Origin of the sequence: Arenimonas sp. (assembly GCF_047602345.1) — a bacterium.
In the GTDB taxonomy this organism is placed as follows: Bacteria; Pseudomonadota; Gammaproteobacteria; order Xanthomonadales; family Xanthomonadaceae; genus Arenimonas.
Map to the genome: position 1 here is coordinate 57197 of NZ_JASGHN010000006.1, position 24759 is coordinate 81955.

Consider the following 24759-nt stretch of genomic DNA (forward strand, 5'->3'; position numbering starts at 1 on the left):
CCGCCTGAAGGCGAGGGCGGGCCTTGCCGCCATCGTTCGATTCGATTCGGAGTCCACATGTTTTCTGATTCTTTCAGCCGTGACGACGGATTCATTCCGTCGCGCCGCCGTTTCGTCCAGGGTCTCGCGGCCGGCGGCGCCATCGCCGGGATCGGCTTCGATGCGCGCAGTATTCATGCGCTCGAAAGCCGCCTGCGCATGCCGGTCCTGACCGGTACCGAATTCGATCTTTCCATCGGCGAAACTCTGGTCGATTTCACCGGTCGCGTACGCCCGGCCGTCACCGTCAATGGCTCCTTGCCCGCGCCCTTGCTGCGTTGGCGCGAAGGCAGCACGGTCACTTTGCGCGTGCGCAACGCGCTGCCAACGGGTTCCATCCATGGCCACCAGACATCCATCCATTGGCATGGCATCCTGCTGCCGGCAAACATGGATGGCGTACCGGGCCTGAGCTTCGCCGGCATCCATCGTGGCGAAAGTTATCTGTATCGCTTCGACGTCAGGCAAACCGGCACCTATTGGTACCACAGTCATTCCGGTTTCCAGGAACAGGCCGGTCTGTACGGCCCGCTGATCATCGATCCGATCGCGCCAGAACCTTTCTCGTACGATCGCGACTATGTGGTGATGCTCAGCGACTGGACCGATCTTTCGCCATCCGCGCTGTTCTCGCGGCTGAAAAAGATGGCGGGCTACGATAACCGTCACAAGCGCACCATCGGCGATTTCCTGCGCGATGCAGGGCGCAATGGTTTCACTGCGACCGCCAGCGAACGTGGCATGTGGGGCCGGATGCGCATGACGCCGACCGATCTGTCGGACGTCGACGCCAATACCTATACCTATCTGATGAACGGCTGCACCGCGCTCGGCAACTGGACGGGACTGTTTCGTTCTGGCGAAAGAGTCCGTCTGCGCCTGATCAATGGTTCGTCGATGACGCACTTCGACGTGCGCATCCCGGGCCTGAAACTGCGCGTCGTCGCGGCGGACGGACAGTACGTGCATCCGGTGACAGTGGATGAATTACGCATCGCCGCGGCGGAAACCTATGACGTGATCGTCGAACCGAGCGGGCAAGATGCGTTCACGATCTTCGCCCAGGATCTCGGACGTACCGGCTACGTCAGCGGCACCCTGGCCGTGCGCGACGGCCTGCGCGCACCCGTGCCTGCCGTGGATCCGCGGCCATTGTTGTCGATGTCCGACATGGGGCACGCCATGCAGGCGATACAGCCGACCGGTGACGGCGGAATGAAGGGCATGGAAGGCGGTTGCGGCGCCAACATGGGGCACGACATGTCCTCCATGGCATCGCACGACATGTCGGCGATGGCGCGGGTGCCGAACCATCCGCCGAGCGAGAACCGCAACCCCTTGGTCGACATGCGCGTCGAGTCGCCCTCCGCAAGACTCGACGATCCCGGTATCGGACTCAGGAAAAACAGCCGCGACGTTCTTAGCTACTCGCGTCTGCGTAGCTTGTTCGACGATCCGGATGGCCGCGAACCGGGGCGCGAGGTCGAGCTGCACCTCACCGGCCACATGGAGAAGTTCGCCTGGAGTTTCGACGGGCTGAAGTTCTCCGACGCCGAGCCCTTGCGTTTGAACTACGGCGAGCGCTTGCGCATCGTCCTGGTTAACGACACGATGATGACGCATCCGATCCATCTGCACGGCCTGTGGAGCGATCTCGAGGACGAAGCCGGCGAGTTCCTGGTGCGCAAGCACACGGTGGACATGCCGCCCGGCACAAGGCGTAGTTATCGCGTGCGCGCCGACGCGCTCGGTCAATGGGCTTACCACTGCCATCTGCTCTACCACATGGAAGCTGGAATGATGCGGACGGTCTCGGTAGAGGAGGGCGGGGTATGAAGATCGTCCTCGGCAACATCCTGCTTGTTGCGTTTGCTTTCTCGCCCATGACGGTTTCGGCGCAGGAATCGCAGGACCATTCGCAGCATGCGGGACATGGCCAGCCTGCCGAAGCCCCGAAAGCCGAAGTAGCGCAGCCCCACGATCACGCGCAACATGTTCAAGCGGCGGCTACCGATGAACAACCGCGCACGCCGATCCCAGAGATCACCGACGCAGACCGACAGGCTGCCCAGCCACCAGCGGCGCATGCGATGCACGACGGTGCCGTGCACAGCCTGATCCTGTTCGATCGGTTGGAGTTTACGGATGGAGATCAGGGTTCCTCCTTCGCTTGGGAGGCGGAAACTTGGATCGGCACCGATACCGACCGCTTCTGGTTACGCAGTGAAGGCGAATCAGTACGCGATGGCGGCGACCATGCCGAGCTCGAACTGTTCTACGGCCACAGTATTTCGCCCTGGTGGGATGTACTGGTCGGGCTGCGGCACGAGAACGCGGGCGGCGACAACCATGAGAGCCTCGCATTCGGAATCCGCGGACTGGCAACGCAGAAGATCGAGGTCGCTGCGACCGCCTATGTGGATGCTGCCGGCCGTGCCGACCTGCGGCTCAAGCTCGGTTACGACGCCTGGCTCAGCGAACGCTGGATCCTGCATCCGGAACTCGAACTCAACGCGCATGGGCGCAGCGATCTCGATCGCGGTATCGGCGCTGGTCTCGGTTCGGTCAAAGCTGGACTTCGATTGCGCTACGAAGTCACCAGGCAGTTCGCGCCCTATGTCGGCCTTGATTACGAACACGCGTTCGGACGGACGGGGGACTTTCAGCACCAGGCGGGAGAGCAAGTCTCCGGGTGGGGTTGGGTCGTGGGGATTAGGGGCTGGTTCTGAAAGGATTGGGCCGGTATGGCTGGCGCCAACCATATCTCCTTCGCATGCATTACTTCGCATAATGTCTATTATGTAAATGCAAGAATACCCAGATAGGCCGTTCGCCGCACCCCCGCCAAAGCAAGCCATCTGGGCCAGCTGGTGCGAGCTGCGATAATGCCCGCTTCCCTACGCCGCCCTCGGAACGCCGCCTCGTGAGTTCATCCGGAACGGACGCCAACCCCAAGCCTTCGAAGCGCCTCTGGCTGGGTTATCTGGCGCTGGTCATCCTGCCGCTCGCCGCTGGGCTGGTCTGGTTGTCGGGCCATGTCGGGCCTGTTTCCCTGGGTCTGGATATCGGTACGGCCGGTCTGTCGGCCTGGACCGAGCACCTGCAGTCGCCGTTCGCCCGATTCCTGTGCCAGATGCTCGTGGTGCTGGCCGCCGCGAAACTGCTGGGCGCGTTGATGCGGCGACTGCGTCAGCCGGCGGTGATCGGCGAAATGATCGCCGGCCTGATGCTGGGACCTTCCTTGTTCGGCTGGCTGGTGCCCGAGTCCCACGCCTGGTTGTTCCGTCCGGACAGCCTGCAACCGCTGAGCCTGATCGCGCAGTTGGGCGTACTCGTCTTCATGTTCGCGGCTGGTGCGGAGTTCGAGCCGGAAGCCCTGCGCGGCCATCGCCGACGGGCTTTGTTGATCGGCCACGCCGGCATCGCCATCCCTTTCCTGATGGGATTGCTGCTGGCGGCGGCGCTGTACGCCGACTATGCGCCCGCTGGCACGAACCGCCTCAACTTCTCCTTGTTCATCGGCATTGCGATGAGCATCACCGCGTTCCCGGTGTTGCTGCGCATTCTCGAAGATCGCGGCTACACGCAACTCCCGATCGGCCGCATCGCCACCAGTTGCGCAGCGCTGGCCGATGCCACGGCGTGGGCGGTGCTCGGCGTGATCATCGCGATGGCGACCGCGCACGACACCGGGAGCGCTCTGGTCCGGCTGTTGCCCGCGTTCCTGTTCGCGTGGTTCTGCCTGGTCTGGCTGCGTCGCAAACTCGCGGCCGTCGTGATTCGGGACGACCACGCTGCGCGTTGGCTGCTGGCGATGGTGCTGTCGATCCTGCTCGGCAGCCTGATCACCGAAGCGCTCGGGCTGCACGCCCTGTTCGGCGCCTTCCTGGCGGGCCTGGCGTTCTCTGGCAACCAGGCGCTTCGCGCGTTGGTCGTCGAGCGCATCGAGTCCTTCGCAACGGTGTTGCTACTGCCGCTCTATTTCGCCTCCACCGGCCTGCGCACGCAACTCGAACTGCTGGGCCCGCGCGAATGGAGCCTGTGCCTGGCGATCACGGCCATCGCCACCTTGGGCAAGATGGGCGGCACGGTGCTGAGCGCGCGTTTCAGCGGCCTGGAACGCGCCGATAGCTGGCGACTGGGCGCGTTGATGAACACGCGCGGCCTGATGGAACTGATCGTGCTGGGTTTGGGCCTGGAGTTCGGTCTGATCGGGCACGACCTTTACGCGATCTTCGTCATTGCCGCGATCGCGACGACGGTCATGACCGGTCCGCTGCTGAGCCTGATCGATCGCGTGTCGCGCAGCAAGGCCACGGCCTGATCAGAGGACGGCGATTCGCCACCCACGGGCCGTCGTCGCGACGGGCAGGCCGTCGATACGCGTGGTGCTTGCTTGCGATGCAGCGAGCGCGACGCTCAACCCATCCGTTTGCCAGGTGATCGCATCGGCCTTCTCCAGCGAGACGCTTTCGAAGTATTGGGATCGCGCGATACCCGGCACCAGCCCCCTGCCCTCGCGTTTGCCGACTGCTTCGCGCAGCGTCCATTGTTCGTAGAAGATGCGACTTCGTTCCGAGTCCGGAAGACCGGCGAACGGCTGCCACTGCTTGGCGGGAAACACTTCCGCCGCTAGCCGGTCCAGGTCGCGCGGCCGCGATGCGGCCTCGATGTCGATGCCGATGGGTTGCGCGGCGACAACGACCGCCACCCATTCCCCCGAGTGGCTCAATGAAGCGTGAAGCGCCGTATCGGTATCACGCCGATGCTGCAGGCAAGGCCTTCCTTGTTGATCCAGCGCAAAGCGCCAGTCTTCGATCGAGGATCCGTCGAACCGCGCAGCGACGACCCTCAGCAGCCAATGACCCGCCAGGAATTGGTCTCTTCGACGCGGCGCACGCATTGCGTCGAAGCGGAGCCGCTCTTCCGGCGTGAGCCAATCGAGCGTTGCGGGCAAACCGTCGACGGCTTCGCCCAAGCGCGCCAGATGAAACGACGCCGGGCGGTCGGGGTCCATGCTCAGCGCTTGCCGAGGCGGACGTACTCACCCTTCAAGGCCACACCGGTCATCAAGCCGCCGGCATGGCATTCGAACTCGGTCGCGCTGCGGAACTCGTTCTTCTTGTAGTAGCTGACGATGCCGACGACGGCGTTGGCGCCGTGCGACTTGGCGTCCTGTTGCAGGGCCATCATCGCCGACAACATGGCCCATCGACAGGCCTCCTCGTCGCCCTTGCCGACCGAACTGGTCTTGCGGTTGCTGACGCCGTCGCCCAGGCGCGCCGCGATCGCCGGCGTTTTCTGGCCGGCGAAATAGAGGGCGATGGCGGGATCGAGCTTGCCCTGTGAATAGGCCTTGTCGGCGACGCTCGCGACCGGCAAGTGCAGCACGGTATCGCGCGACAGCGCAGGGGCCGCCATCAACGCGGCCGCCAGCAGGACAAGGCGACGGCGACCCATCACTGCCCCCCGGTCTTGCCCATGGCGACCTTGGCCAGTACGTCCTGAATCAGCGTATTGACCCACATGTTGTACTTGGGGTGGATGTAGTCGAGGCTGCCGCGCATGCGATGGTCCATGTTGACGCTCGACACGTAGAACACCTGGAAACCCTTCTGGTCGTAGGTCACCTTGACCGTGACCTCGTGCTTACCGCGCACGTTGAGGTACAGGTTCATGCTACCGGCGTCCTCCGACACCATGCGCCACCCGCGCGCAGCGCCCGCCGTCGCGATGGCATCGCGTACTTGCTGCAAGCTCGGGCTTTCGCCTGCCGGCAGGACAAACATTGCGCCAACGGGAGACTTGGCCTGTTCCGATCCGCGTGCGAACACGGGCTGGGTCAGGACGAGGGTGAAAGCGAAAAGCAGGGAGACGATCAGTTTCGACATGTTGCGAATTACCTTGGTTGGCGGCCGCTACTACGGCCATCGGCGGAAAATCAGCGACGTATTGATGCCGCCGAAAGCGAAATTGTTGCTCATCACGAACTCCGTTTCCAGCACCCTGCCCTCGCCCGTCACGTAGTCCAACGCGCCGCAGCGGGGATCGATGCGATCGAGGTTCAACGTCGGCGCGAACCAGCCTGCCCGCATCATCTCGACCGCGACCCAGGCTTCCAATGCACCGCAGGCGCCGAGCGTGTGACCGGTGTAGCTCTTCAGCGAACTGATCGGCATACGCTCGCCGAACACCTGGTGCGTGGCGGTCGTTTCGGCGATATCGCCATGTTCGGTGGCCGTGCCGTGCGCGTTGACGTAACCGATGGCCTCGGGCGCAAGACACGCGTCGGCCAGCGCCAGACGCATCGCCACCGCCATCGTCTCGGCATTGGGCTGGGTCACATGCAGGCCATCGCTGTTGGTGCCGTAACCGACGATTTCGGCGTAGATCCTGGCGCCGCGCGCCTGTGCGTGTTCCAGGTCTTCCAGCAACAACGTGCTGGCGCCTTCGCCGATCACGAGGCCATCGCGGTCGACGTCGAAAGGCCGCGGCGTCAGTTCTGGCGTGTCGTTGCGCGTACTGGTGGCGAACAGGGTGTCGAAAACGGCCGCATCGGTGACATCGAGTTCCTCGGCGCCGCCGGCGAGCATCGCCGTCTGCAGGCCGGCGCGGATCGTTTCGTAGGCATAGCCCACGCCCTGGCTGCCGGACGTGCAGGCGCTGGAGGTGGTGATGATGCGGCCGGTCACGCCGAGAAACACGCCCAGGTTCACCGGCGCCGTATGGCTCATCATCTTGATGTAGGTAGTCGCATTGATGGTCTGCGTGTTTTTCTCGACCACCATGCGACCAAAATCGCTCATCGAAGCCGGCGTGCCGGCGGACGAACCATAGGAAATGCCCATGCGTCCGCTCTTGACCAGCGGATCGCCGAACAGGCCGGCATCGATCAAGGCCAACTCGCTAGCACGCGTGGCCATCAGCGCCACCCGGCCCATGCTCCGGGTGTTCTTCCGGTTGTAATGCTCCGGCAATTCGAACGGTTGCGCGGGCACGCCGAGGCGCGTGTTGAGCCCCTTGTAGACCGACCAATCGTCGAACGCCCTTACGCCGTTCTTGCGGGCGCGCAAGCTCGCATGCACCGATGGCCAGTCGTGCCCGAGCGAACTGATGTTGCCGGCACCGGTAATGACGACACGACGCATCAGACCATCCCCCCGTTCACAGAAATCACCTGCCGCGTGATATAGCCCGCCGAGTCGGATAGCAGGAACGCCACGGTGGCGGCGACTTCCTCCGGCTGGCCTATCCTTCGCATCGGTATCATTTTCATCGCTTCCTCAAGAATCTCTTCGCTCACCATCTCGGTCTCGATCAGGCCGGGCGCGACGCAATTGACCGTAATCTCGCGCTTGGCCAGTTCCAGCGCCAGCGCCTTGGTCGCGCCGATGATGCCGGCTTTCGCAGCGCTGTAATTGGTCTGCCCGCGGTTGCCGGAGATGCCCGACACCGAGGCCAGCGTGACGATGCGCCCGGGTTGGCGACGACGCACCATCGGCATGACCACGGGCTGCAAGACGTTGTAGAAACCGTCGAGGTTCGTGTGGATCACGCTATCCCATTGCTCGCCGCTCATCGCCGGGAAGGCGTTGTCGAGGGCGATGCCGGCATTGCAAACCACACCGTAGTAGGCGCCATTAGCCTCGATGTCGGCGTTCAGGGCTTCGGCGCAGGCCTGGCGATCGGCGATATCGAAACACAGGACACGCGCCTGCCGGCCGTTCGATCTGATGTCGGCGGCAACGGCTTCGGCCTCGTCGCGGCGACTGCGGCAATGCACGGCGATGTCGTGGCCTTCGCGGGCCAAGCGCAGAGCGATGGAGCGGCCGATACCGCGGCTGGCGCCGGTGACGAGTACGCAACGGGATGTCATGGGCTGTGGCCCTCCAGGAAAGCGGCGGCGTCGCGCGGCTCGAAGACGGAAAGGTTGGCGCAGGCGATTTCCTCGCCGGCATGGAACAGGCGGCAGGCGAACATGCCCAGCCCGTTGTCGCCGAAGATCTCGCGCCTGACTTCGATGCGCAGGCGCGAACCGAAGGCGAAATGCTGCAACCGGCATTCGTAACGACGCGTGCCGAGCAGGAAACCTATGCGCACCGGCTCGCCGCGGGCGCGGGCACGGCAACCGGCCCAGGCGGCGATGGCCTGCGCCATGAATTCGATGCCCACCCAGCCCGGCACGCCCTCAGGCGTCGCGAACAGGTGTTCCTCATCCACACCGGCTTCGGCCACCACGCTGTCCTCGTCCTGCGAGATCAACTGGTCCAGGAACAGCATCGCGCCGGCGTGCGGAACGACATCGGCGATGGCGATCTTGTCGCCCTGCATCTCAGCCGGCTCCCAATACGATGGCCGCATTGCTGCCGCCGAAAGCGAAATTCTGGCTCAACAGATAAGCCGGAGCCCGACCGAAGCGATCGCCCGGCGTCACCAAGCGCAACGCGGGCAAGTCCGCATCGACCACACCATCCCACCAGTGCGGTGGCAGTCGATGTGCCGCTTCCCCCTGCATCGTCAGCCAACAGATCGCCGCTTCAATCGCGCCCGCAGCGCCAAGCGTGTGCCCGGTCAGGGGCTTGGTCGAACTGCAGGCAACTCCCTCCGGGAAAATTTCTGCCATGACCCGGCTTTCCATCGCGTCGTTCTGCGGCGTGGCCGTGCCGTGCAGATTGACGTAGTCGACCTGATCGCAGCCGATCGCCGCGCGACGCAGGGCGGCTTCGATCGCCGTCTTCGCGCCTCGCCCCGAAGGCTCCGGCGCCGACATATGATGCGCATCCGAGCTCTCGCCCCACCCGGCGAGTCGCACCGGACCGGGCTCGCGGGTCATCAGGAACAACGCCGCGCCCTCGCCGATGTTGATGCCGCGGCGATTGGCCGAGAACGGGTTGCAGCGTGCTGCGGATACCGATTCGAGCGCGCTGAAACCGGCGATCGTGAAAGCGCAGAGCGAGTCGGCCCCGCCGACGACCACGGCATCGGCCATATCGGCCGCCAGCAGCCTCGCGGCCGCAGCCAGCGCCTTGGTACTGGACGAACAGGCGGTCGAGATCACGTGAGCCGGACCCGTCGCGCCAAGACGAGACGCGACGAAATGCGCCGGTGTCCCCATCTCCTGCTGCGCATAGTGGAAATCGCGGGGCCAGCGCGCGTCGTGTTCGTAGCTTCGCTGCGCGATCTCGCTTTCGCCCACACCGGAGGTGCTCGTGCCGATCACCACAGCGATACGATGCGCACCGTATCGGTCCAGCGCCGCCTTGACGCCGGGCCGGATTTCGGTCAACGCGACTTCAAGCAGGGCATTGTTGTGGCCACGCATCTCGATCGGCAGTGCCTCCAGCGACGGCAGTTCGAACTGGACTCGCCCGACATGCAACGCGCGCGCCGGCGAGAATTGATCGGTGACCGTGAGGCCGCCGGGAGCGCCCTCGGAAAAGAGCGCGTCGGCCATCGGGCGCTTGCCCTGCCCTAGCGCGCACACCACGCCGAGGTCGTTGAGAAAGAACGCGCTCATTGCGCTTCCTCGGCCAACGGCGACGAGTCGATCGACAGATGCACGCCATCCAGGTGCGATTCTATTTCGATGCGGTCGGGCGAAACGAAACGCACGGTCACGACGTCCATGCCGTCGCGACGCAGCAGACGAACGCCTGCCGCTTCGTCCAGGGTCCAGCCGGCCGGCAAGGATGCGCGTATCGCCTGCGCGGGCCAATAGCTCAACTGCAGATCGCTCAACACCCGCTCGCCGCGCACCTGCGGCGGCAACCACGGGGCGCGTTGCTGCTCGAGTTTGCGACCATCCCAATGCAGCACCAGTGCCGACTGGCCCGCCGCTTGAACCGCCAGCGCCACGCCATCGGCATTCGCTTCCAGCAAGGCATCCATCTGCCGCGTCTCGCCGGCGACGACGAAGGTCAAACGCTGCTGAAGCACCAGCCCGCGCCCGAGGCTGGCCGGTGGAAGACGCAGCTCCAGTTCCTGACTTGGTGTGCGCGACGTCCTGCCGGCGCAAGCGGCCAGGCAAGCGATCGCCACAATGAGCAAGGCGCGAAGGATCATTCGCCGCGAACCCCTGGTTTGCGGGCCGCGACATTCACCAGCGTTTCCTCGCGTTGTCCGACCGGCTTGGCTTTCATCAGTCCGAGTCGTTCGAGCAGGCCGAAATCCTTCGCGCGGCTCCACCACAGGTACGGGAAGGAAACGTTCGCGTCCGCGAATACGAAACCCTGTTCACGCAGCATCTGCAGGTATTCCTCCGCGCTGCGCTGCACGTGCATGGGATGACGGAACAGCCAGCGAATGACCCAGGTATCGATATAGGCCTTGGTGCTTTCGGCGAACAACAGCCATCCGCCAGGTCGCAGCACGCGCCAGAATTCGGCGAGCGCGGCTTCCTGCTCGACCAGGTGATGGAAAGTCTGGTGGCAGAAGACCACATCGACGCTGGCATCGGGCACGGGCATCGCCGCGCAGTCGCCAGCGATGACTTCCACGGCCAGCCCGCGCGTTTTTGCTTCGGCCAGGGATTGTTCGATGCTTTCGGCATCCGCCTCCAGCCCGATCAGCCGTCCTGGGGAGAACGCCTCGGCGAGATAGCGGAACGAACGGCCCTGGCCACAGCCCGCGTCGAGAAAAACCGCATTCTGCGGCAAGGGCTCGTCGACCAGCGTCTTCAGGTCTTCGACGGCCACGCGCAGCACATGGTGTTGCCAGGTATGGCTGCGCAGGAACCACAGGCCGAAGCGCGTCTCGTCGACGTATTGGCGCGCGGCATGCGAAGGCGTGGCGTTCATGGATTCGTCCCGATCAGGCTTGCGAACAGATTTCCACCAGCGCGCCGAGCCGCTTGGGATCGGCGACGTAGGGATTCTTGCGGTCCCATGCGTAGCCGGCAAGGATTGCGCTGATCAGTTCGCGCACCTCCTTCGACGGCGACGGGTGGAAAATGATCCGCTGGAATCCGCCTGCGTACCAGGCTTCGACGAAGGCACGGAAAGCATCCACGCCCTGGCGCAAGGGATGACCGTAGTCGGCCTGCCAATCGACGCTCTCGCCGGCATACCGCCGGCGCAGGCATTCGCTGGCGAGACTGGCGGACTTGAAGGCGATCGTCACGCCGGACGAAAACACTGGATCGAGGAATTCGCCGGCGTTGCCCAGCAACGCATAGTTCTTGCCCCAGAGCGATTCTACGTTGGCGGCGTAACCGACGATCTGGCGCGCAGGCGTGTCCCAGGTCGCGTTCGCGAGCAGTTTCGACAAACCAGGATCTTCGCCGACCAAGGCGCGGAGGCGCTCGGTTTCCGTGCCCGGATACTGCGCGAGGAAATCCACATGGGCGACGACGCCCAGCGAGCACCGACCGTTCGAGAACGGGATCGTCCAATACCAGACATCGCTATGCTCGGGATGCACGGTCACCAGGATCTTGTTGCGGTCGAAGTCGCCGTCCAACGGCATGCCGTCCTGCACGTGGGTGAAGATCGCGCCGCGCGCCGGGAAGTTCGACGGTTTCTCCAGCTTGAGCAGGCGCGGCAGGATGCGGCCAAAGCCGCTGGCATCGAGCAGGAATTCGGCCTCGACGCGATACTCCTCGCCCTCCGGTCCGCGCACCAGTACGCTGGGCTTGTCGCCCGCAACGTCGACCGAATAGACCTCGTGCCGATAACGCAGTTCCGCCCCGGCGCGTTCGGCCGCATCGGCCAGTACTTTGTCGAAGGTGGCGCGCTGCACCTGGTAGGTCGTGCCCCAGCCCTTGGAGAACTTCTCGCGGAAATCGAACTCGGTGCGCTTGTCGCCGCAAGCGAACGCTGCGCCGTTCTTGTATTGGAACCCGGCCTCGACGACGTCGCGCAGCATACCGGCCGCTTCGATGTATTCCATGCTCTGCGGCAGCAGGCTCTCGCCGATGGAGAAGCGTGGAAACTGTTCCCGCTCGATCATCAGGACCTTGCGACCCTGCTGACGCAGGAAACCTGCCGCAACGGAACCGGCCGGGCCCGCGCCGACGATCAGGATTTCGGTGTTTTCGCTGCGCATGCGCTTATCTCAGTGTGATTCTTTGACGTGAATTGATGGGGGTACCACGACCGCCGTCATCGGTGGTCGGAACAATGGCGACAGGGCCCAGACCAGGGCGATACCCAGCAACAGGGTCAGGCCGAAGGAATGCAGGGCCGGCGTGGCGGAAAGAGCGAGCAGGCCGAACGCCAGCAAGGTACTGGAGGCGCCAAGCGATACGGCCAACCAACTGGCGCCGTCGTCCTGGTGTTCGATCAGGAAGATGCCGTAGTCCACGCCCATGCCGAGCAGCAGCAGCAAGGCCAATACCGTGAACAACTGGAATGATTCGCCCAGGGCGGCCAGGCCGACCAAGGTCAACAGGCTGGCAAGCACGGTGGGCAGCACGGCGCGCCAGGCATGGCGTCGATAGCGGACGAAAAGGACGATCGCAACGGCGCCCAGACCACCCAGCCACAACAAGCCCATCTGACGACGGTAGTGGGCGAGATGCGCGGAGATGTCCGCAGTGCGATCCACCCAGCGCACACCCGGCACGCGTCCTGCCTCGCGCGCCAACAAGGACAGATCGCTGCGAGCGTCCAGGCCCTTGAGCATGACGACGCTGGCGAATCCGTGCGCCGTCTGGCCGAGCCAGCGCGAACGGAATGGCGCGGAAGCCGGTTGGGCCAACCAATCTTCGACGCGCAAATCGGAAGGCGCATAGGTCGGCCGCTCGATCCGCTCGCCGATCATCGCGCCCACACGCTCGAGTACCCCGGACTCGACCCGCCCAGTCAGCGCGGCATCGGCATGCTGGCGCGCCGACGAGGGCGCCCAGTCCGAAACGGCTTCATAGCCGCCGAGCTGGCGTTGTGCGATCAATCGATCAAGCCCGGCCTTCAATATTTCCTCGCGCTCGAGCACCTGTTGCGCCGACACGCCGCGCACGAGAAAGAACTGAGCGGGGCTGGCCAGGCCCAGCAACTTCGAAACCTGCTTCTGCTGAGCGATCAGGTGTTCCGGCGAGCTTTGCAGGCTGCGCAGATCGTCGCGGAAGGAAAGGCGCGGCAACAGAGCCAGGCTCAGTGTGGCCACCAGCAATGTCACGGCCAATGATGCACGGCCGCCCAATCGCGGCCAACGCGCGAGCGAGTTTCCGATGAATCGCCCGAAGCGACTGATCGGGCGCGGTCCACGATCCAACCACGGGAACCAACAGGCCACGGTCGCGAAAGCCGCCGCCAAGCCAGCGGTGGAGAACACCGCCATCTGGCGCAGGCCCGGCAGTGGTGCCGCGCCGAGCGCGAGGTAGGCCAGTGCGCTGGTGACCCAGGCGAGAAACAGTCCCGGCATCAAGTAGCGCATCAGGCCGAATGTCGTGCGCTGCTCCTGGCCCTGGCGGCAGGCGAAATAATGGATGCCGTAGTCCTCGGCCACGCCGACAAGGCTGGCACCGAACACCAATGTCAGCAGATGAATGCTGCCGAACAGCCAGACAGTGACGGCAACGCCTGCCGCGGTGCCGATCACTAGGGACATGGCAACGAGTAGCGTCGGCAACGGACTACGGAATGCCAACCACATCAATGCGATCACGGCCAGGAGCGAGCCCAGGCCGATGGTGTTCATTTCCCAGCTTGCGCGTGTCGCTGCCGCTTCCGCGTGCAGCGGCACGCCGGCGTGGAGAATGCGTACATCGGGAGCCACCGCTCTTGCCGCTCTCGTCGCGTCATCGAACGCGAGTTGCAATCTCGGCACGCCGTCCAGCCGGAATGCGGAAGCCGCTTCGTAGTGCAGCAAGATCCATTCCGTGCCGTCACGCGACAGACTGATCAACCCGTCCCGTTCGCCGATGTCTGCCCCGAGACGCGACTGCCACCAGGGCAACCACAGGTCGAGCGGATCGCTGCGCCACTCGGTCAGCCCGCCTGCGGGGCCGAACAACCGCGCGATCGACTGCTGCGTCATGCCTTCAATGTCGGACTGCTCGAGTCGGCGACGTTGCTCCGTCGTCAGCAGACGATCGCGGTACGGGCGATAGAAATCGAGTGCGGCAGCGCCGGCATTGCCGTTGCGTTGGCGCAGCTCGGCACTGCCCTCCAGCGACCTCTGGAACGCCGTCGCCGCTGCACGGCTCCTGCCCCAATCAGGCGTGCCCAGCAACACGACCACCTGACGAGTGGCATCGCCGGCGATGCGGTCTTCCGCCAACTTCAGCAATAGATCGCGCTGCTCGACCGGCAACAAGGCCATCACATCGCTATCGATGGCAGGCGCGCGCCAGAAGTTGAACTGTTGCACCCCCAGGACGAGCACGACCAGCAGCCAGCCCCAGGCCGCCCAGGCCCAGAACCGCCGCAATCCGCTTTCGCTGGCGCCGGATTCAATCAAACTGTCGGGCCTCGTCCGCACTCAGGCTCGCCGGCAAGTCGGCGATGCCCGAGAACTTGATCTCGGTTCGATCTCCACGCGACTCGCTCAGCACGACGCGGCGCACGTACCGATCGCCCTGCAGTTCGATGCGCTGGAAGGCTTTCTGCAACGGACCGCGTTTCGGCACTAGTACGAGCGCCCAGCTGCCGTCGGCGCTAAGGAACTCCCTGACGTCGAATGATGTCGCCAGTCCATCGATATTCCCGCCGACCAAGGCCAGCATCAGGCCGTTCGCGACGGACAGCGCCTGCGAATTGCCTGCCGCGATCAGATCCTGCTTGCGCCCGTCGGCTTGCTTCGCCTGCAAGCGATCCTTGCCCAGCACCAGGGTCGAAGCGAAAGGCTTGCGCGTGTTCCAGACGATGCCGCGTTCGCGCGACAGGATGAAATCGCCCTGGGAACGCAGCGGATTACGGAACCCTTGCAGGCGCTTCTCCTGCTCGAACGCACCGCGCAACACAGGCGCCTGCACCAGTCGCGCACGCACGCCAGGTGCGACATCGGCCGCCCAGGACGCACCCTGCCCCAGCAGGCATCCGAGCAGAACGGCGAAGGCCCAGAACAAGCGCTTCATGCTCGGGCGACTCCGAGTCGCTCGAATAGCACGGGCGGCGAGACGAAGCACATCTCGCCGCTATCCACTGCAACCGCGACCTGGATCGTATGGGCCTTGGTCAGCGTCTCGCCGGTCCCGGCGTCGCTGATGCGGTATTCGATCTTCAGGCGGTTTTCCCATTCGACCACCCGCGCGGCCACACGCAGCTTCTGCTGGAAGCGCGCCGGGCGGACGTATTTGCTGCGCAGGTCGACGATCGGCCAGAGATAGCCGGACTCCTTCATCTGCAGGTAGTCGTAATCGAATTTCTGCAGCAGAGCGCACCGCGCCAGCTCGAAATACTTCAGGTAATGGCCGTGCCATACGACGACCATCGGATCGAGGTCGTGGAAGGCAGGCGATACCTCGATTTCGCAGGAAAGGTCAGGTCTCATACAGATTCCAGCATTCGCCCCGGATCGCCTCGACCAGCGAAATCAATTCGCGATCGAGCGCGCGGTCTTCTTCGATCAATCGGATGCGTGCGCTCAAGTCCGCGTACATCGCGGTCAAGGTCTCGCCCATCGACAGGTCGGGCTGCACGCGCTGGCGCAGCGCGATGCCCTGTCGTGCCGTGACCAGCAAGGCGGCGACGACCTGTTCGACGAGCTCGATCACCCGCAGGCAATCGCGAGCCGCGATCGTGCCCATGCTGACCTTGTCCTGGTTGTGGCATTCGGTGGAACGCGAAAAGATCGAAGCCGGCAAGGTGAGCTTGAGCGCTTCCGCCGTCCAGGCGGAGACGCTGATCTGCAAGGCCTTCAGGCCGTGGTTGATCGCCGCCCGCGGCCCGGTCGCAGCGGACAAGTTCGCCGGCAAGCCGTGGCTGTAGCGCGCATCCACCAGCAACGCCATCTGGCGATCCATCAGGTCGGCGAGATTGGCGACGAGGTTCTTCAGCGAATCCATCGCGAAAGCGATATGGCCGCCGTAGAAGTGGCCGCCGTGCAGGACCAGTTCCTGATCGGGGTCGATGATAGGGTTGTCGTTGGCGCTATTGAGCTCGTTCTCGATGGTGTCGCGGAAGAACGGCAACGCGTCCTCCAGCACGCCGATGACATGCGGCGCGCAGCGCAGCGAATAACGATCCTGCAGGCGCTGGTCGTTGCGCGTCGGGCGTTCGCAGTTCAGGTCGGCGCGCAGGCGTGCGGCGGTACGTTGCTGGCCGGCATGCGGCTTGACCGCGAACAAGGGTTCGTCGAAGTGATGCGCATTGCCGGCGCTGGCCAGCACGTTGAAGGCGGTCAGGCGAGTGCAAAGTCGCGACAGGTAGTCGGCGCGCCGCCAGGCCAGGCAGGCCAGGGCCGTCATGACGGCCGTGCCGTTCATGATCGCCAGGCCTTCCTTCGGCCGCAGGCGAAGAGGCGATCGCCCATGACGCGCGAGGGCCTCGCCGGCATCGATCACTTCGCCGCCCAGGCTGACCTCGCGTTCGCCGCAGAGCACCGCCGCGACATAGGAAAGCGGCGTCAAATCGCCGCTGGCGCCGACCGAACCCTCGGCGGGTATGCGCGGCAGGATGTCGTGTCGCAACAAGGCTTCGAGCTGCTGCAGCAACCCGAGGCTGACGCCCGACTTGCCCTGCGCCAGCGAAACCAGTCGTGCCGCCAGCACCGCGCGAGTCTCCTGGGCATCGAGGAAGCGACCCAGCCCGCAGCCGTGATAGGCGTACAGGTGATGCGGCAGTTCGGCGACGAGGTCCGGCGGAATGGCGACCGTGCACGAGTCGCCATAACCGGTGCTGACGCCATAGACGACGCCGTCTTCGGCGATCAGGCGGTCGACCAGCTCGGCGCCGCGGGCGATGCGCGACTGGAATGCGGGATCGGTCGACAGCGCCACGAGGCGCTCGCGTCGCGACACCGCGACGACGTCGTGCACGGACAGGCGTTGACCGTCGACCAGGACGGGATGGGTATCAGGCGTGTTGACGGACATGTGAATCCTGGTCCCAGAACGGGAAGAAGTTGAACCATTCCAAAGGAGCTTTTTCGAGCCGCCGCTCCATCCACGCAGTGAACTGCGCGGCATAGCCGCGTAAGGCGGTTTCGCGCGAAGCGCGCGGCAGCACGACGCGTTCGGCCATCGGCTCGATGCGCACGCGATAGCTGCCTCGTTCCTGCAGGCAACTGATGAAATAGGCCGGGCATTCGAGCAGCGAGGCCAGCAGGTAGGGCCCGATGGGCAGCGGCGCGTCCTGCCCGAGGAAGGGGGCGCGCACCGTGCGGTCGCCATGCACCGGCACGCGATCGCCGGCGATGGCGACGAATTCGCCGGCGGCGATGCGGTCGGCCAGCATCATCACCGTGACCGGCGAGAAATCGGTGACCTGGACTAGGCGCACCGGGCTGTCCGGATTGAGGCGCTGCAGGATGCGGTTGAAGCGCAAGGCATGCGCCGTGTGCACGAGGATGGTGATGCGCAGGCCTTCGCGATGTTCGGCCGCGGTCTGCAGCAGTTCCAGGCAACCCATGTGCGCCGTGATCAACAAGGCTCCCCTGCCCTGCGCACTGGCCGCGAGCATCGGCTCGTGTCCTTCGAATTCCAGTCGCTCGACCTGGTATCGCCCGCTCATCGCCAGCAACTTGTCGAGCAGGGTTTCGCCGAAGCGGAACAGGTGGCGCAACTGCAGGGCGACGCCGGGCGTGCCGGAGAACACCGCGCGCGACGCCTGCAATCGCTGCAGGTATTCGGCCGAGGAGCGCCGGGCCAGCGACTTGGTCGCCCAATACCAGAAGATGACCGGATACAGGCATATCCGAAAAGGCACGCGGCCGAACCAGCGATGCACGGCGACCATGAAGCGGATCCCGGATACGAAGGTGCTCTCGCCGATGCCAGCCCAGTGCTGCGCGCTCATGCCGGCATCGCCTTGCGCCAGAGCAACAGGGGCAGCCGCAGCAGCATGCCGAAGAACAGCTTGGCATGCATGCGGGAAATACGCAGGTTGTCGCGCAGCACGTCGAAATGCGAAACGCCGTCCAACGGATAGGTCACGCGCGTGGCACGATTGATCATCGGCACGCCGCGCCAGTGCAGTCGCACCAGGACTTCGCTGTCGAAGTCCATGCGACGCCCGATCCGCACCTGGTCGATCAGGGCGACGGTGGGCGCCAGCGGATAGACGCGGAACCCGCACATGGAGTCGCGGATCTGCAACGACAGTGTGTTGATCCAGACCCAGATGTGGGTAGCGTAGCGGCCGTACAACCTGCCCTTCGGCACGGATTCGTCGTAGAGCGGCCGGCCGACCACGACGCAGTCGGGATGCGCGGCTGCATCGCCCAGGAAGCCGGGAATGTCGTTCGGGTCGTGCTGGCCATCGGCATCGATCTGCACCGCATGGCTGTAGCCACGGCGAAGCGCCTCGCGCAGACCGGCCATTACCGCGCCGCCCTTGCCCTGGTTCTGTTCGAGGCGCAGGAGGAATACGCGATCGGGGTGCGCGGCATGCAGGCGGTCCAGCACCTGCGCGCAGCCGGCTTCCGATCCGTCGTCAACTAAGAGACAGGACTGGGCTTGCGCCAGCACGCCATCGACCATGTGGCCGATGGCTTCGCCGTGGTTGAAGACGGGTATTACCACGATGGGCTGGAAATCGCGGATATGGTCGACCTGCGCGCTCACCCGGTGACCTCCTGGAACAGCAATCGACCGCTGGCGTGCGGTCCCAGTGCCGAGTCGTAGCGGAACGTCAGCGTCGCATCGGCGGCGCGCCAATCCAGATGCAGGCTCAGCGCGGTGTCGGGGCGGACCAGTGCCTGGAACTTCAGCACGTCGGCCCGCCGGAACTGCTTCGGCACGTCGAAATGCGATCGCGCGAAATGAATGGCCCACTCCACCAGCGCGACGCCGGGAACCACTGGAGCTCCGGGGAAGTGACCGTCGAACACGGCCAGCTCGGCCGGGATCCGCAGTTCGAAACCCGCACTCTCCGGGTCGATACGCTGCGATACCACCGGCGGCCGCATCACGCGGAACAACCGCTGCAATCGATGCTCGGTGGTCTTGCCGCGAGCATCGGTCGGCATCGCGTCCAGGAACCGCCAACGCTTCGGCAAGGCCGTGGGATCGATCGAGTCGCGCAGCCGGGCGTTCAACTGCGACGAGACGGCGCGCTTGCCCTCGCTCGCCAGCAGTTCGCGTCCGATAGCGGAGAGCACGACAGCGGCCGCGACAAGGCTGCGGCCCCCTTGCAGCACCACGACGCGCGCTTCGGTCACCAGGCCATCCTGCAACAGTTCGTTCTCGATGGCCGTGAGAGAAATGCGCCGCTCTTCGATCTTGGCGATGCGGTCGTTGCGACCGAGCAAGGCGAATCCGTTGTCCTTCGCCTGTGCACGATCCGCGCAACGCCACCACCCGTCGTCCGACAGATGCGGCGACCGCACTTCCAGCTGTTCATCGGCGATGCGCCATTCGACGCCTGGCAAGGCATGCCAGGGCGATGTCGGGCCGAGGCGCCAGGCGATACCGCCGGTTTCCGTGCTGCCGAAGACTTCATATACCTGCGTGAACCAAAGTCGCTGCACATCCTTTGCCGCTTCCATCGGCAAGGGACCACCGGAGGAAAACACGCTGGCCAGATTCCTGCGAAGCGCCGCCCATTCGATGCCTTCGGGCAGGCGCCTGAGATGCGCCGGGCTGGCGATGAGCGTGATCGGCCCCTGCTCCGCGGCGCGCGCGATCTGTTCGGGCGTCGCCAGGCGCTCGACGCGGAAAGGGCGGCCGGCGGCCAGCGGCCAAAGCACGCGAAACAAAAGTCCGTAAATGTGTTGCTGCGAAACCGTTCCCGCGATCACCGTAGTAGCCAGCGCCTCGCCGAAAGCCTGTTCGAGCGATTGCAGCTCGGCCTCCAACTGGCGCAGGCATTTGCTTACCGCTACCGGTTCGCCGGTCGACCCGGAAGTGAAGAGCAGAAGTTGCGTCGCATCGGGATCGAGCGAAGACAAATCGCCCACCGCGTCCGCGCCCACGTCGACCGGTGCGGGCATATGGGTCGGGAAATCCCCGACGAAGACGTCGGCGTGCGCGCGCAGGCGCTCGCACGTGGCGGGCAACCTGTCGGCCGGAAGCACGACCCGCCAGCCGGCATGCCAGGCGCCGAACAGCATCTGCGCGAACTCCAGCGCATCTTCGCTATGGATCGCCACGCGCGAACCGGCGCTCGCCGAGAATCGCCCACGCCAGTACAGGACACGGTCGCGAAACTGCCTCGCGGTTACCGGCCGGTCTCTCGCGATGGCCACGACCGCGTCCGCCGCTGCGAACGCGGATAGGCGAAGGGCGAGCGGGATGAACTCAGCCATGGCCGGCAGCTCGGCGTACGCGCCGGCGAACGAGCCACTCGCCGACGAAGAGCAAACCCATCAGCACATAGGCGATGAATCCGTTGTACAGGGCCCAGACGCCATCGCTGGCGTAGAGAGCGGTGCCCAGCCCGATTGCGGCGTTGATCAGGAAAAACACGCACCAGACCTGGGTCACGCGGCGGGTATAGGCGATCGCGAACGCCGGCAGTTGCGGGTCGCGCAGGCGCGCCAGTCTTTCGATCACCGACGGCGGGAACAACAGGCTGTAGGCGAACAGCGCCAGCATGACCAGGCTCACCAGCACCGGATAGAGCTTCAGGGGCAAGGCATGGTTGGCCAGGAAACTGAAGACGACCAGCACGGCCGCGCCTGCGGCCGCGACTTGCCAGATCCGGTCGCGACTGACCAATGCGCGGCCGCCGGCAAGGATGAGCAGGAACAGCGCCAGCCAGCGCGGTTCGAATTTTCCGATGCCGAGGTAGATGACGAGCGGGTAAAGCAGCGTCAGCAGCCAGATCAGGCCCGTACGCAGGACACGCATCAGATCCCGCTATGCGCTTCGACGCCGTTCTGCATCATGCCGTGCACGGTATCGACGACGTCGGCCACCGTACGCACCGAGCGGAAGGCTTCGGGCTTGAGCGTGCTGCCGATCAACGGCTTGAGCTGCACGATCAGGTCGACGGCATCGATGCTGTCGATATCGAGGTCTTCGCCGAGCTTGGCTTCGAGGTTGACGCGCGACGGATCGATGCCGAACGTATCGTGCAGGATCGAAACGATGCGCTGGAAGAGTTGTTCCTTGGTCATGGCGGCTGGCTTCTACGGGTCCGAAGGGACCTTACTGCTTGCGATTGGCGGCGACGAAGGCGCAAAGCGCCTGCACGCTGGCGAAATGGCGACGGGTATCCTCCGAGTCGGCGGAGAGAGAAACGCCATAGCGTTTCTGCAGCGCCAGGCCGAGTTCGAGCGCGTCGATGGAGTCGAGGCCGAGGCCTTCGTTGAACAGCGGCGCCGCTGCGTCGATATCGTCCGCGGTCACATCCTCCAAGGACATCGAATGGATGATGAGATCCTTGATTTCCGCTTCAAGCGCTTGCATCCGCCCGCTCCAGGTCGAAATAGTCAGTCAGGAATTCCGTCAATTTCCGGGCTGCCAGAGCCTCGGACGTGCCGGCCAGGTAGGGGGTCACTGGCAGGTCGTCCCGGATTTCCAGGGACATGTGAAACCGACGTGAAGGAATACGATACCATTTTTCCCCTTTTGAGAGGGTCGGCGGGCTGCAGCGGATCACCACCGGTGTGATGTCCAGCACACCCCTGACCGCGATATTCGCCGCTCCGCGCTGCAGGGTCGCCGGGCCGCTCCGCGGCGTCCGGGTTCCCTCGGGGAAAATGATCAGGTTCCGGCCCGATTTGACCGAGGCGATGCAATCCTCGACCAGCCCATTGCCGCTGTCGTTGCTGATGTAGCCGGTGGCGCCGATCGGCCCCCGCGTGAACGGATTCCTGGCCAGTTTCGACTTGACCACGCAGTCGGCATCGGGCACCAGCGAGACCAGGAATACCACGTCGATCAGGGTCGGATGATTCGCCAGGATCAGCAGCCCGCGACGCTGGAGGCGTTCCGTCCCGCGGATCTGGTAGGTCAGGACGCCGAGAACCCGCATCAGCTCGATGAACGCCGAGAAACTCCGCTGGATGATGCGCCTCGCCCACCGTCCGCGAGCGCTGCGATCGCGGACCAGCAAGGACAGCGCTGGGAAAACCAGCAACCACAGCAGCAGCCCGCCCAGGCCGAAAGTGAAGAAACTCAAACCCGTCGCGAATACGCGCCAAGCGTAGTTCAGGCGCTCAAGCATGCCGCCGCCAGCACCAACGCCGGTTTCCTTCATCCAGGCGCAGGGAGTCTTCGTCGGACAGGAAGAAGCGAAGGACATCCAGGCCATGCGGCAAGGTGCTGCAGCCAGCCGCAGCACTGGTCGCTCCGTTCGTCGTCAGGCTGAATGAAGGCATTCCGGCGGTCGCGCACTGCAGGCGCGCCGCCCAGGCGAACCCGCACTGCGCCTCCGCAACGTACTCGGCGTAAGCGGAAGGCACCGGATCGTCGTAAACGACCAGCAGGACTTCGCGGGCACCGTCGGCCAATAGCCCCAGGCTCTCGACCACACCCGCTTCGGCTGTCGCGACGCCGGCGGACACACAGAGATAGTTTCCGGTCAGCATGCGCGCGATGCTGTACTGGGCCGCGATGGCGTTGTGCGTCGACAATCCGAAATGGGTAGGCGACAAGGGTTGTTCTGCCGCCAGTTCGCGCAGCATCTGATACGTACGGGCAAGATCGCCGTGGCGCGAAGCGAACACCAGCGGAAGCTCGGCATCCGCGGCTTCCTGGCACCACCAGGCCACCTGCAGCGCCATGCGCCCTAATCTTTCGACGCGCCGGCGCTGCATGGCCGGCATTTCCGCCAGCGGCGGCGTCGCCTCCCCGGCCGGGAGCCGGGGATTTTTCGCCCAGATCAGCCAGTCTTCGCGGGATTCGAGCCCTGCCGCGAAAGCCGACCAGTGATTGATGCTGAACTTGCCTTGCATGCGCGAGTGCTGTTGCCGATGAGCCAGCCCATTGTGCCGAAGCGCAGACACGAAAAACCCGGCGAAAGCCGGGTTTTTCGTGTGCCGCGATGGCGTCCCCACGGGGATTCGAACCCCGGTCGCTACCGTGAAAGGGTAATGTCCTAGGCCTCTAGACGATGGGGACAGGAGTGTTGGTGGAGCTAATCGGGATCGAACCGATGACCTCTACAATGCCATTGTAGCGCTCTCCCAGCTGAGCTATAGCCCCACCGAAGGAAGAGACAGAAATGATAGCGGCGGGCTATGGACCCGTCAAGCGCAACTCAGGGCTTCCTCGTCCGGCTCTTCCGAGGACCAGGCCACCAGACCGGTGTGGCCTTGCGCCTTGAGGTATTCGAGCCACTTGTTGAGGAAGGAATTCATCCGCAGGCGATGGCCGAAAAGCACGCGCGGCGACGGATGCAATCCCAACACGTCCTGCCAACGGCGACCGACGTAACAGTGGGTGGCTTCCGCCTGTCGGGCATCGCGGTAAACGCGCACATGCGCTGAAGGGTCCGGCTGCCCGGTGACCGGATCCCGCATGCGATAGCTCAGGCGCAACTCGTAGGTGTACGCGTGGATGCCCACGACATCGACCAGCAGGTCCAGGCCGCCCGGGCAATGCGAGACGTAGCGGCCCTCGCGCAATTGCGAGAACTCGAACAACGACGTCAGGCGCTGGTAATTCTCCGCGTACAGGCCCATCAACCAGGCCAGTCGGCTCATGCGCGGCAATGGTGGTCGCATCGCGTTCACGCCACGATGCTAGCACGCACGCGCTCGGCGAAAATCGCCGCAGCGGCACGCGAAAAAATCCGCCGGATGCGCTATGTTCAAAGACCGCGCCGCAGTCAGAACATGTGGCGCTGTATGCCCAGCTGGGCCAGCACCTTGCTGGCGATTTCCTCGATGGACGTGTGCGTCGTGCTCAGCGACGGCAGGTTCTCCGAACGGAACAGCGTCTCGGCCAGGGCGACTTCCTTGCGGCATTGCTCGAGCTTCGCGTAGCGCGAATCGGGTTTGCGCTCCTGCCGAATCTGCTGCAGGCGCACCGGATCGATCGTCAGGCCGAACAGCTTGCGGCGATGCGCCTTCAGGCGCTTCGGCAAGCCCTCGCCTTCCAGGTCCTCCTCGGTCAGCGGGTAGTTGGCCGCCTTCACGCCATAGTGCAAGGCCAGGTACAGGCAGGTCGGCGTCTTGCCGGAACGCGAGACGCCAACCAGGATCAGGTCGGCCTCGCCATAGTCCAGGTCGATGCCATCGTCGTGGGTTAGGGCGTAGTTGGTCGCGTTGATGCGCGATTCGTAGGCCGCGAAATCGACCAGGCCATGCGCCTTGCCCACGCGCGACTGCCGCTTGACGCCCAGTTCGGACTCCAGCGGCTGGATGAAGGGCATGAAGACATCGAGCATCAGCGCACCGCTTTCGGCCAGGACGGCCGACAGGCTCTGGTCCACGACCGTATTGATGACGATCGGCCGGATGCCGCCCGCATCGCCTGCGGCCCGAATTTCAACGGCGGCGGCCCGCGCCTTCTCGGCGTTGTCCACGAAGGCGATGCGGCGGGTCTCGAAATCCACGCCCTCGAACTGGGTCAGCAGGCTATGACCGATGGTTTCGGCCGTGATGCCGGTGCCGTCGGAGATGTAGAACACTGGTCGCGACATGCGCAGGCCCCGTTTCGGAATGGCGCATTCTGCCGCAGATTGGCTTGGCCGGCCCCGGCGCGGGATAATAGCGGTCTCCCGCGACACCTTG

27 protein-coding genes and 2 tRNA genes are annotated in these 24759 nt (G+C 64.6%); 3 read left to right on the plus strand and 26 right to left on the minus strand.

Going from position 1 to position 24759, the window contains the following annotated elements; translation table 11 throughout:
- The first annotated feature begins 57 nt into the window (after nt 1–57).
- From QM707_RS04635 to QM707_RS04645, 3 genes are all read left to right on the plus strand, one after another.
- A complete protein-coding gene (locus QM707_RS04635; protein ID WP_415000698.1) occupies nt 58–1875 on the plus strand; it encodes a copper resistance system multicopper oxidase in 1818 nt (605 codons plus the stop codon).
- Nucleotides 1872–2768 carry a copper resistance protein B gene (locus tag QM707_RS04640; protein ID WP_415000699.1) on the plus strand — a complete coding sequence of 299 codons (897 nt, stop codon included), beginning with the start codon at nt 1872–1874 and terminating at the stop codon, nt 2766–2768. Before QM707_RS04635 ends, QM707_RS04640 begins: the two co-directional genes overlap by 4 nt.
- 194 nt (nt 2769–2962) lie before the next feature.
- Entirely contained in the window at nt 2963–4363 is a 1401-nt protein-coding gene (locus QM707_RS04645) for a cation:proton antiporter (RefSeq protein ID WP_415000700.1), read from the plus strand.
- Here QM707_RS04645 and QM707_RS04650 read toward each other — a convergent pair whose 3' ends face one another.
- From QM707_RS04650 to QM707_RS04775, 26 genes are all read right to left on the minus strand, one after another.
- Nucleotides 4364–5056: a 4'-phosphopantetheinyl transferase family protein gene (locus tag QM707_RS04650; protein WP_415000701.1), complete on the minus strand. Its 693-nt coding sequence runs from the start codon at nt 5054–5056 to the stop codon at nt 4364–4366.
- A 2-nt stretch (nt 5057–5058) separates the two neighbouring features.
- A complete protein-coding gene (locus QM707_RS04655) occupies nt 5059–5499 on the minus strand; it encodes an excinuclease ATPase subunit (protein ID WP_415000702.1) in 441 nt (146 codons plus the stop codon).
- Nucleotides 5499–5930, minus strand: a complete 432-nt coding sequence (locus QM707_RS04660) for a hypothetical protein (RefSeq protein WP_415000703.1) — start codon at nt 5928–5930, stop codon at nt 5499–5501. Before QM707_RS04660 ends, QM707_RS04655 begins: the two co-directional genes overlap by 1 nt.
- 30 nt (nt 5931–5960) lie before the next feature.
- Complete coding sequence (locus tag QM707_RS04665; RefSeq protein ID WP_415000704.1) at nt 5961–7187, minus strand: beta-ketoacyl-ACP synthase; 1227 nt, start codon at nt 7185–7187, stop codon at nt 5961–5963.
- Nucleotides 7187–7915 carry a 3-ketoacyl-ACP reductase FabG2 gene (locus tag QM707_RS04670; RefSeq protein WP_415000705.1) on the minus strand — a complete coding sequence of 243 codons (729 nt, stop codon included), beginning with the start codon at nt 7913–7915 and terminating at the stop codon, nt 7187–7189. The genes QM707_RS04665 and QM707_RS04670 overlap by 1 nt, the downstream gene beginning before the upstream one ends.
- Entirely contained in the window at nt 7912–8370 is a 459-nt protein-coding gene (locus QM707_RS04675) for a hypothetical protein (protein ID WP_415000706.1), read from the minus strand. Before QM707_RS04675 ends, QM707_RS04670 begins: the two co-directional genes overlap by 4 nt.
- A 1-nt stretch (nt 8371) precedes the next feature.
- Nucleotides 8372–9556, minus strand: a complete 1185-nt coding sequence (locus tag QM707_RS04680; protein ID WP_415000707.1) for a beta-ketoacyl-ACP synthase — start codon at nt 9554–9556, stop codon at nt 8372–8374.
- Nucleotides 9553–10101 carry a DUF3261 domain-containing protein gene (locus QM707_RS04685; protein ID WP_415000708.1) on the minus strand — a complete coding sequence of 183 codons (549 nt, stop codon included), beginning with the start codon at nt 10099–10101 and terminating at the stop codon, nt 9553–9555. Before QM707_RS04685 ends, QM707_RS04680 begins: the two co-directional genes overlap by 4 nt.
- Nucleotides 10098–10835, minus strand: a complete 738-nt coding sequence (locus QM707_RS04690; RefSeq protein ID WP_415000709.1) for a class I SAM-dependent methyltransferase — start codon at nt 10833–10835, stop codon at nt 10098–10100. The genes QM707_RS04685 and QM707_RS04690 overlap by 4 nt, the downstream gene beginning before the upstream one ends.
- A gap of 13 nt (nt 10836–10848) precedes the next feature.
- Complete coding sequence (locus tag QM707_RS04695) at nt 10849–12081, minus strand: NAD(P)/FAD-dependent oxidoreductase (protein WP_415000710.1); 1233 nt, start codon at nt 12079–12081, stop codon at nt 10849–10851.
- 9 nt (nt 12082–12090) lie between these two features.
- Complete coding sequence (locus QM707_RS04700) at nt 12091–14436, minus strand: MMPL family transporter (RefSeq protein ID WP_415000711.1); 2346 nt, start codon at nt 14434–14436, stop codon at nt 12091–12093.
- Nucleotides 14429–15052, minus strand: a complete 624-nt coding sequence (locus QM707_RS04705; RefSeq protein ID WP_415000712.1) for a LolA family protein — start codon at nt 15050–15052, stop codon at nt 14429–14431. The genes QM707_RS04700 and QM707_RS04705 overlap by 8 nt, the downstream gene beginning before the upstream one ends.
- Nucleotides 15049–15468, minus strand: a complete 420-nt coding sequence (locus QM707_RS04710) for an acyl-CoA thioesterase (RefSeq protein WP_415000713.1) — start codon at nt 15466–15468, stop codon at nt 15049–15051. The genes QM707_RS04705 and QM707_RS04710 overlap by 4 nt, the downstream gene beginning before the upstream one ends.
- Nucleotides 15458–17011 carry an HAL/PAL/TAL family ammonia-lyase gene (locus QM707_RS04715; protein WP_415000714.1) on the minus strand — a complete coding sequence of 518 codons (1554 nt, stop codon included), beginning with the start codon at nt 17009–17011 and terminating at the stop codon, nt 15458–15460. The genes QM707_RS04710 and QM707_RS04715 overlap by 11 nt, the downstream gene beginning before the upstream one ends.
- The gene (locus QM707_RS04720) at nt 16992–17933 is read right to left on the minus strand and encodes an acyltransferase (RefSeq protein WP_415000715.1); all 942 of its coding nucleotides are present in this window, start codon (nt 17931–17933) and stop codon (nt 16992–16994) included. The genes QM707_RS04715 and QM707_RS04720 overlap by 20 nt, the downstream gene beginning before the upstream one ends.
- Nucleotides 17930–18700, minus strand: a complete 771-nt coding sequence (locus QM707_RS04725; protein ID WP_415000716.1) for a glycosyltransferase family 2 protein — start codon at nt 18698–18700, stop codon at nt 17930–17932. Before QM707_RS04725 ends, QM707_RS04720 begins: the two co-directional genes overlap by 4 nt.
- On the minus strand, nt 18697–20382 hold the full coding sequence (locus QM707_RS04730) for an AMP-binding protein (RefSeq protein WP_415000717.1): 1686 nt from the start codon (nt 20380–20382) through the stop codon (nt 18697–18699). Before QM707_RS04730 ends, QM707_RS04725 begins: the two co-directional genes overlap by 4 nt.
- The gene (locus QM707_RS04735; RefSeq protein WP_415000718.1) at nt 20375–20926 is read right to left on the minus strand and encodes a hypothetical protein; all 552 of its coding nucleotides are present in this window, start codon (nt 20924–20926) and stop codon (nt 20375–20377) included. The genes QM707_RS04730 and QM707_RS04735 overlap by 8 nt, the downstream gene beginning before the upstream one ends.
- The gene (locus tag QM707_RS04740; protein ID WP_415000719.1) at nt 20926–21195 is read right to left on the minus strand and encodes an acyl carrier protein; all 270 of its coding nucleotides are present in this window, start codon (nt 21193–21195) and stop codon (nt 20926–20928) included. The genes QM707_RS04735 and QM707_RS04740 overlap by 1 nt, the downstream gene beginning before the upstream one ends.
- A 31-nt stretch (nt 21196–21226) precedes the next feature.
- Nucleotides 21227–21487, minus strand: a complete 261-nt coding sequence (locus QM707_RS04745) for a phosphopantetheine-binding protein (RefSeq protein ID WP_415000720.1) — start codon at nt 21485–21487, stop codon at nt 21227–21229.
- Nucleotides 21474–22334 (minus strand): lysophospholipid acyltransferase family protein, encoded by an 861-nt coding sequence (locus QM707_RS04750; protein WP_415000721.1) that lies wholly within the window; start codon nt 22332–22334, stop codon nt 21474–21476. The genes QM707_RS04745 and QM707_RS04750 overlap by 14 nt, the downstream gene beginning before the upstream one ends.
- The gene (locus QM707_RS04755; protein WP_415000722.1) at nt 22240–22977 is read right to left on the minus strand and encodes a beta-ketoacyl synthase chain length factor; all 738 of its coding nucleotides are present in this window, start codon (nt 22975–22977) and stop codon (nt 22240–22242) included. Before QM707_RS04755 ends, QM707_RS04750 begins: the two co-directional genes overlap by 95 nt.
- A gap of 90 nt (nt 22978–23067) precedes the next feature.
- A tRNA-Glu gene (locus QM707_RS04760) sits at nt 23068–23143 on the minus strand.
- Nucleotides 23144–23151: 8 nt separating this feature from the next.
- Nucleotides 23152–23227: transfer RNA gene (locus tag QM707_RS04765), tRNA-Ala, on the minus strand.
- Nucleotides 23228–23271: 44 nt separating this feature from the next.
- The gene (locus tag QM707_RS04770; RefSeq protein ID WP_415001809.1) at nt 23272–23748 is read right to left on the minus strand and encodes a DUF1249 domain-containing protein; all 477 of its coding nucleotides are present in this window, start codon (nt 23746–23748) and stop codon (nt 23272–23274) included.
- A gap of 104 nt (nt 23749–23852) precedes the next feature.
- The gene (locus QM707_RS04775) at nt 23853–24674 is read right to left on the minus strand and encodes a pyruvate, water dikinase regulatory protein (RefSeq protein WP_415001810.1); all 822 of its coding nucleotides are present in this window, start codon (nt 24672–24674) and stop codon (nt 23853–23855) included.
- Between the last annotated feature and the right edge of the window lie 85 nt (nt 24675–24759).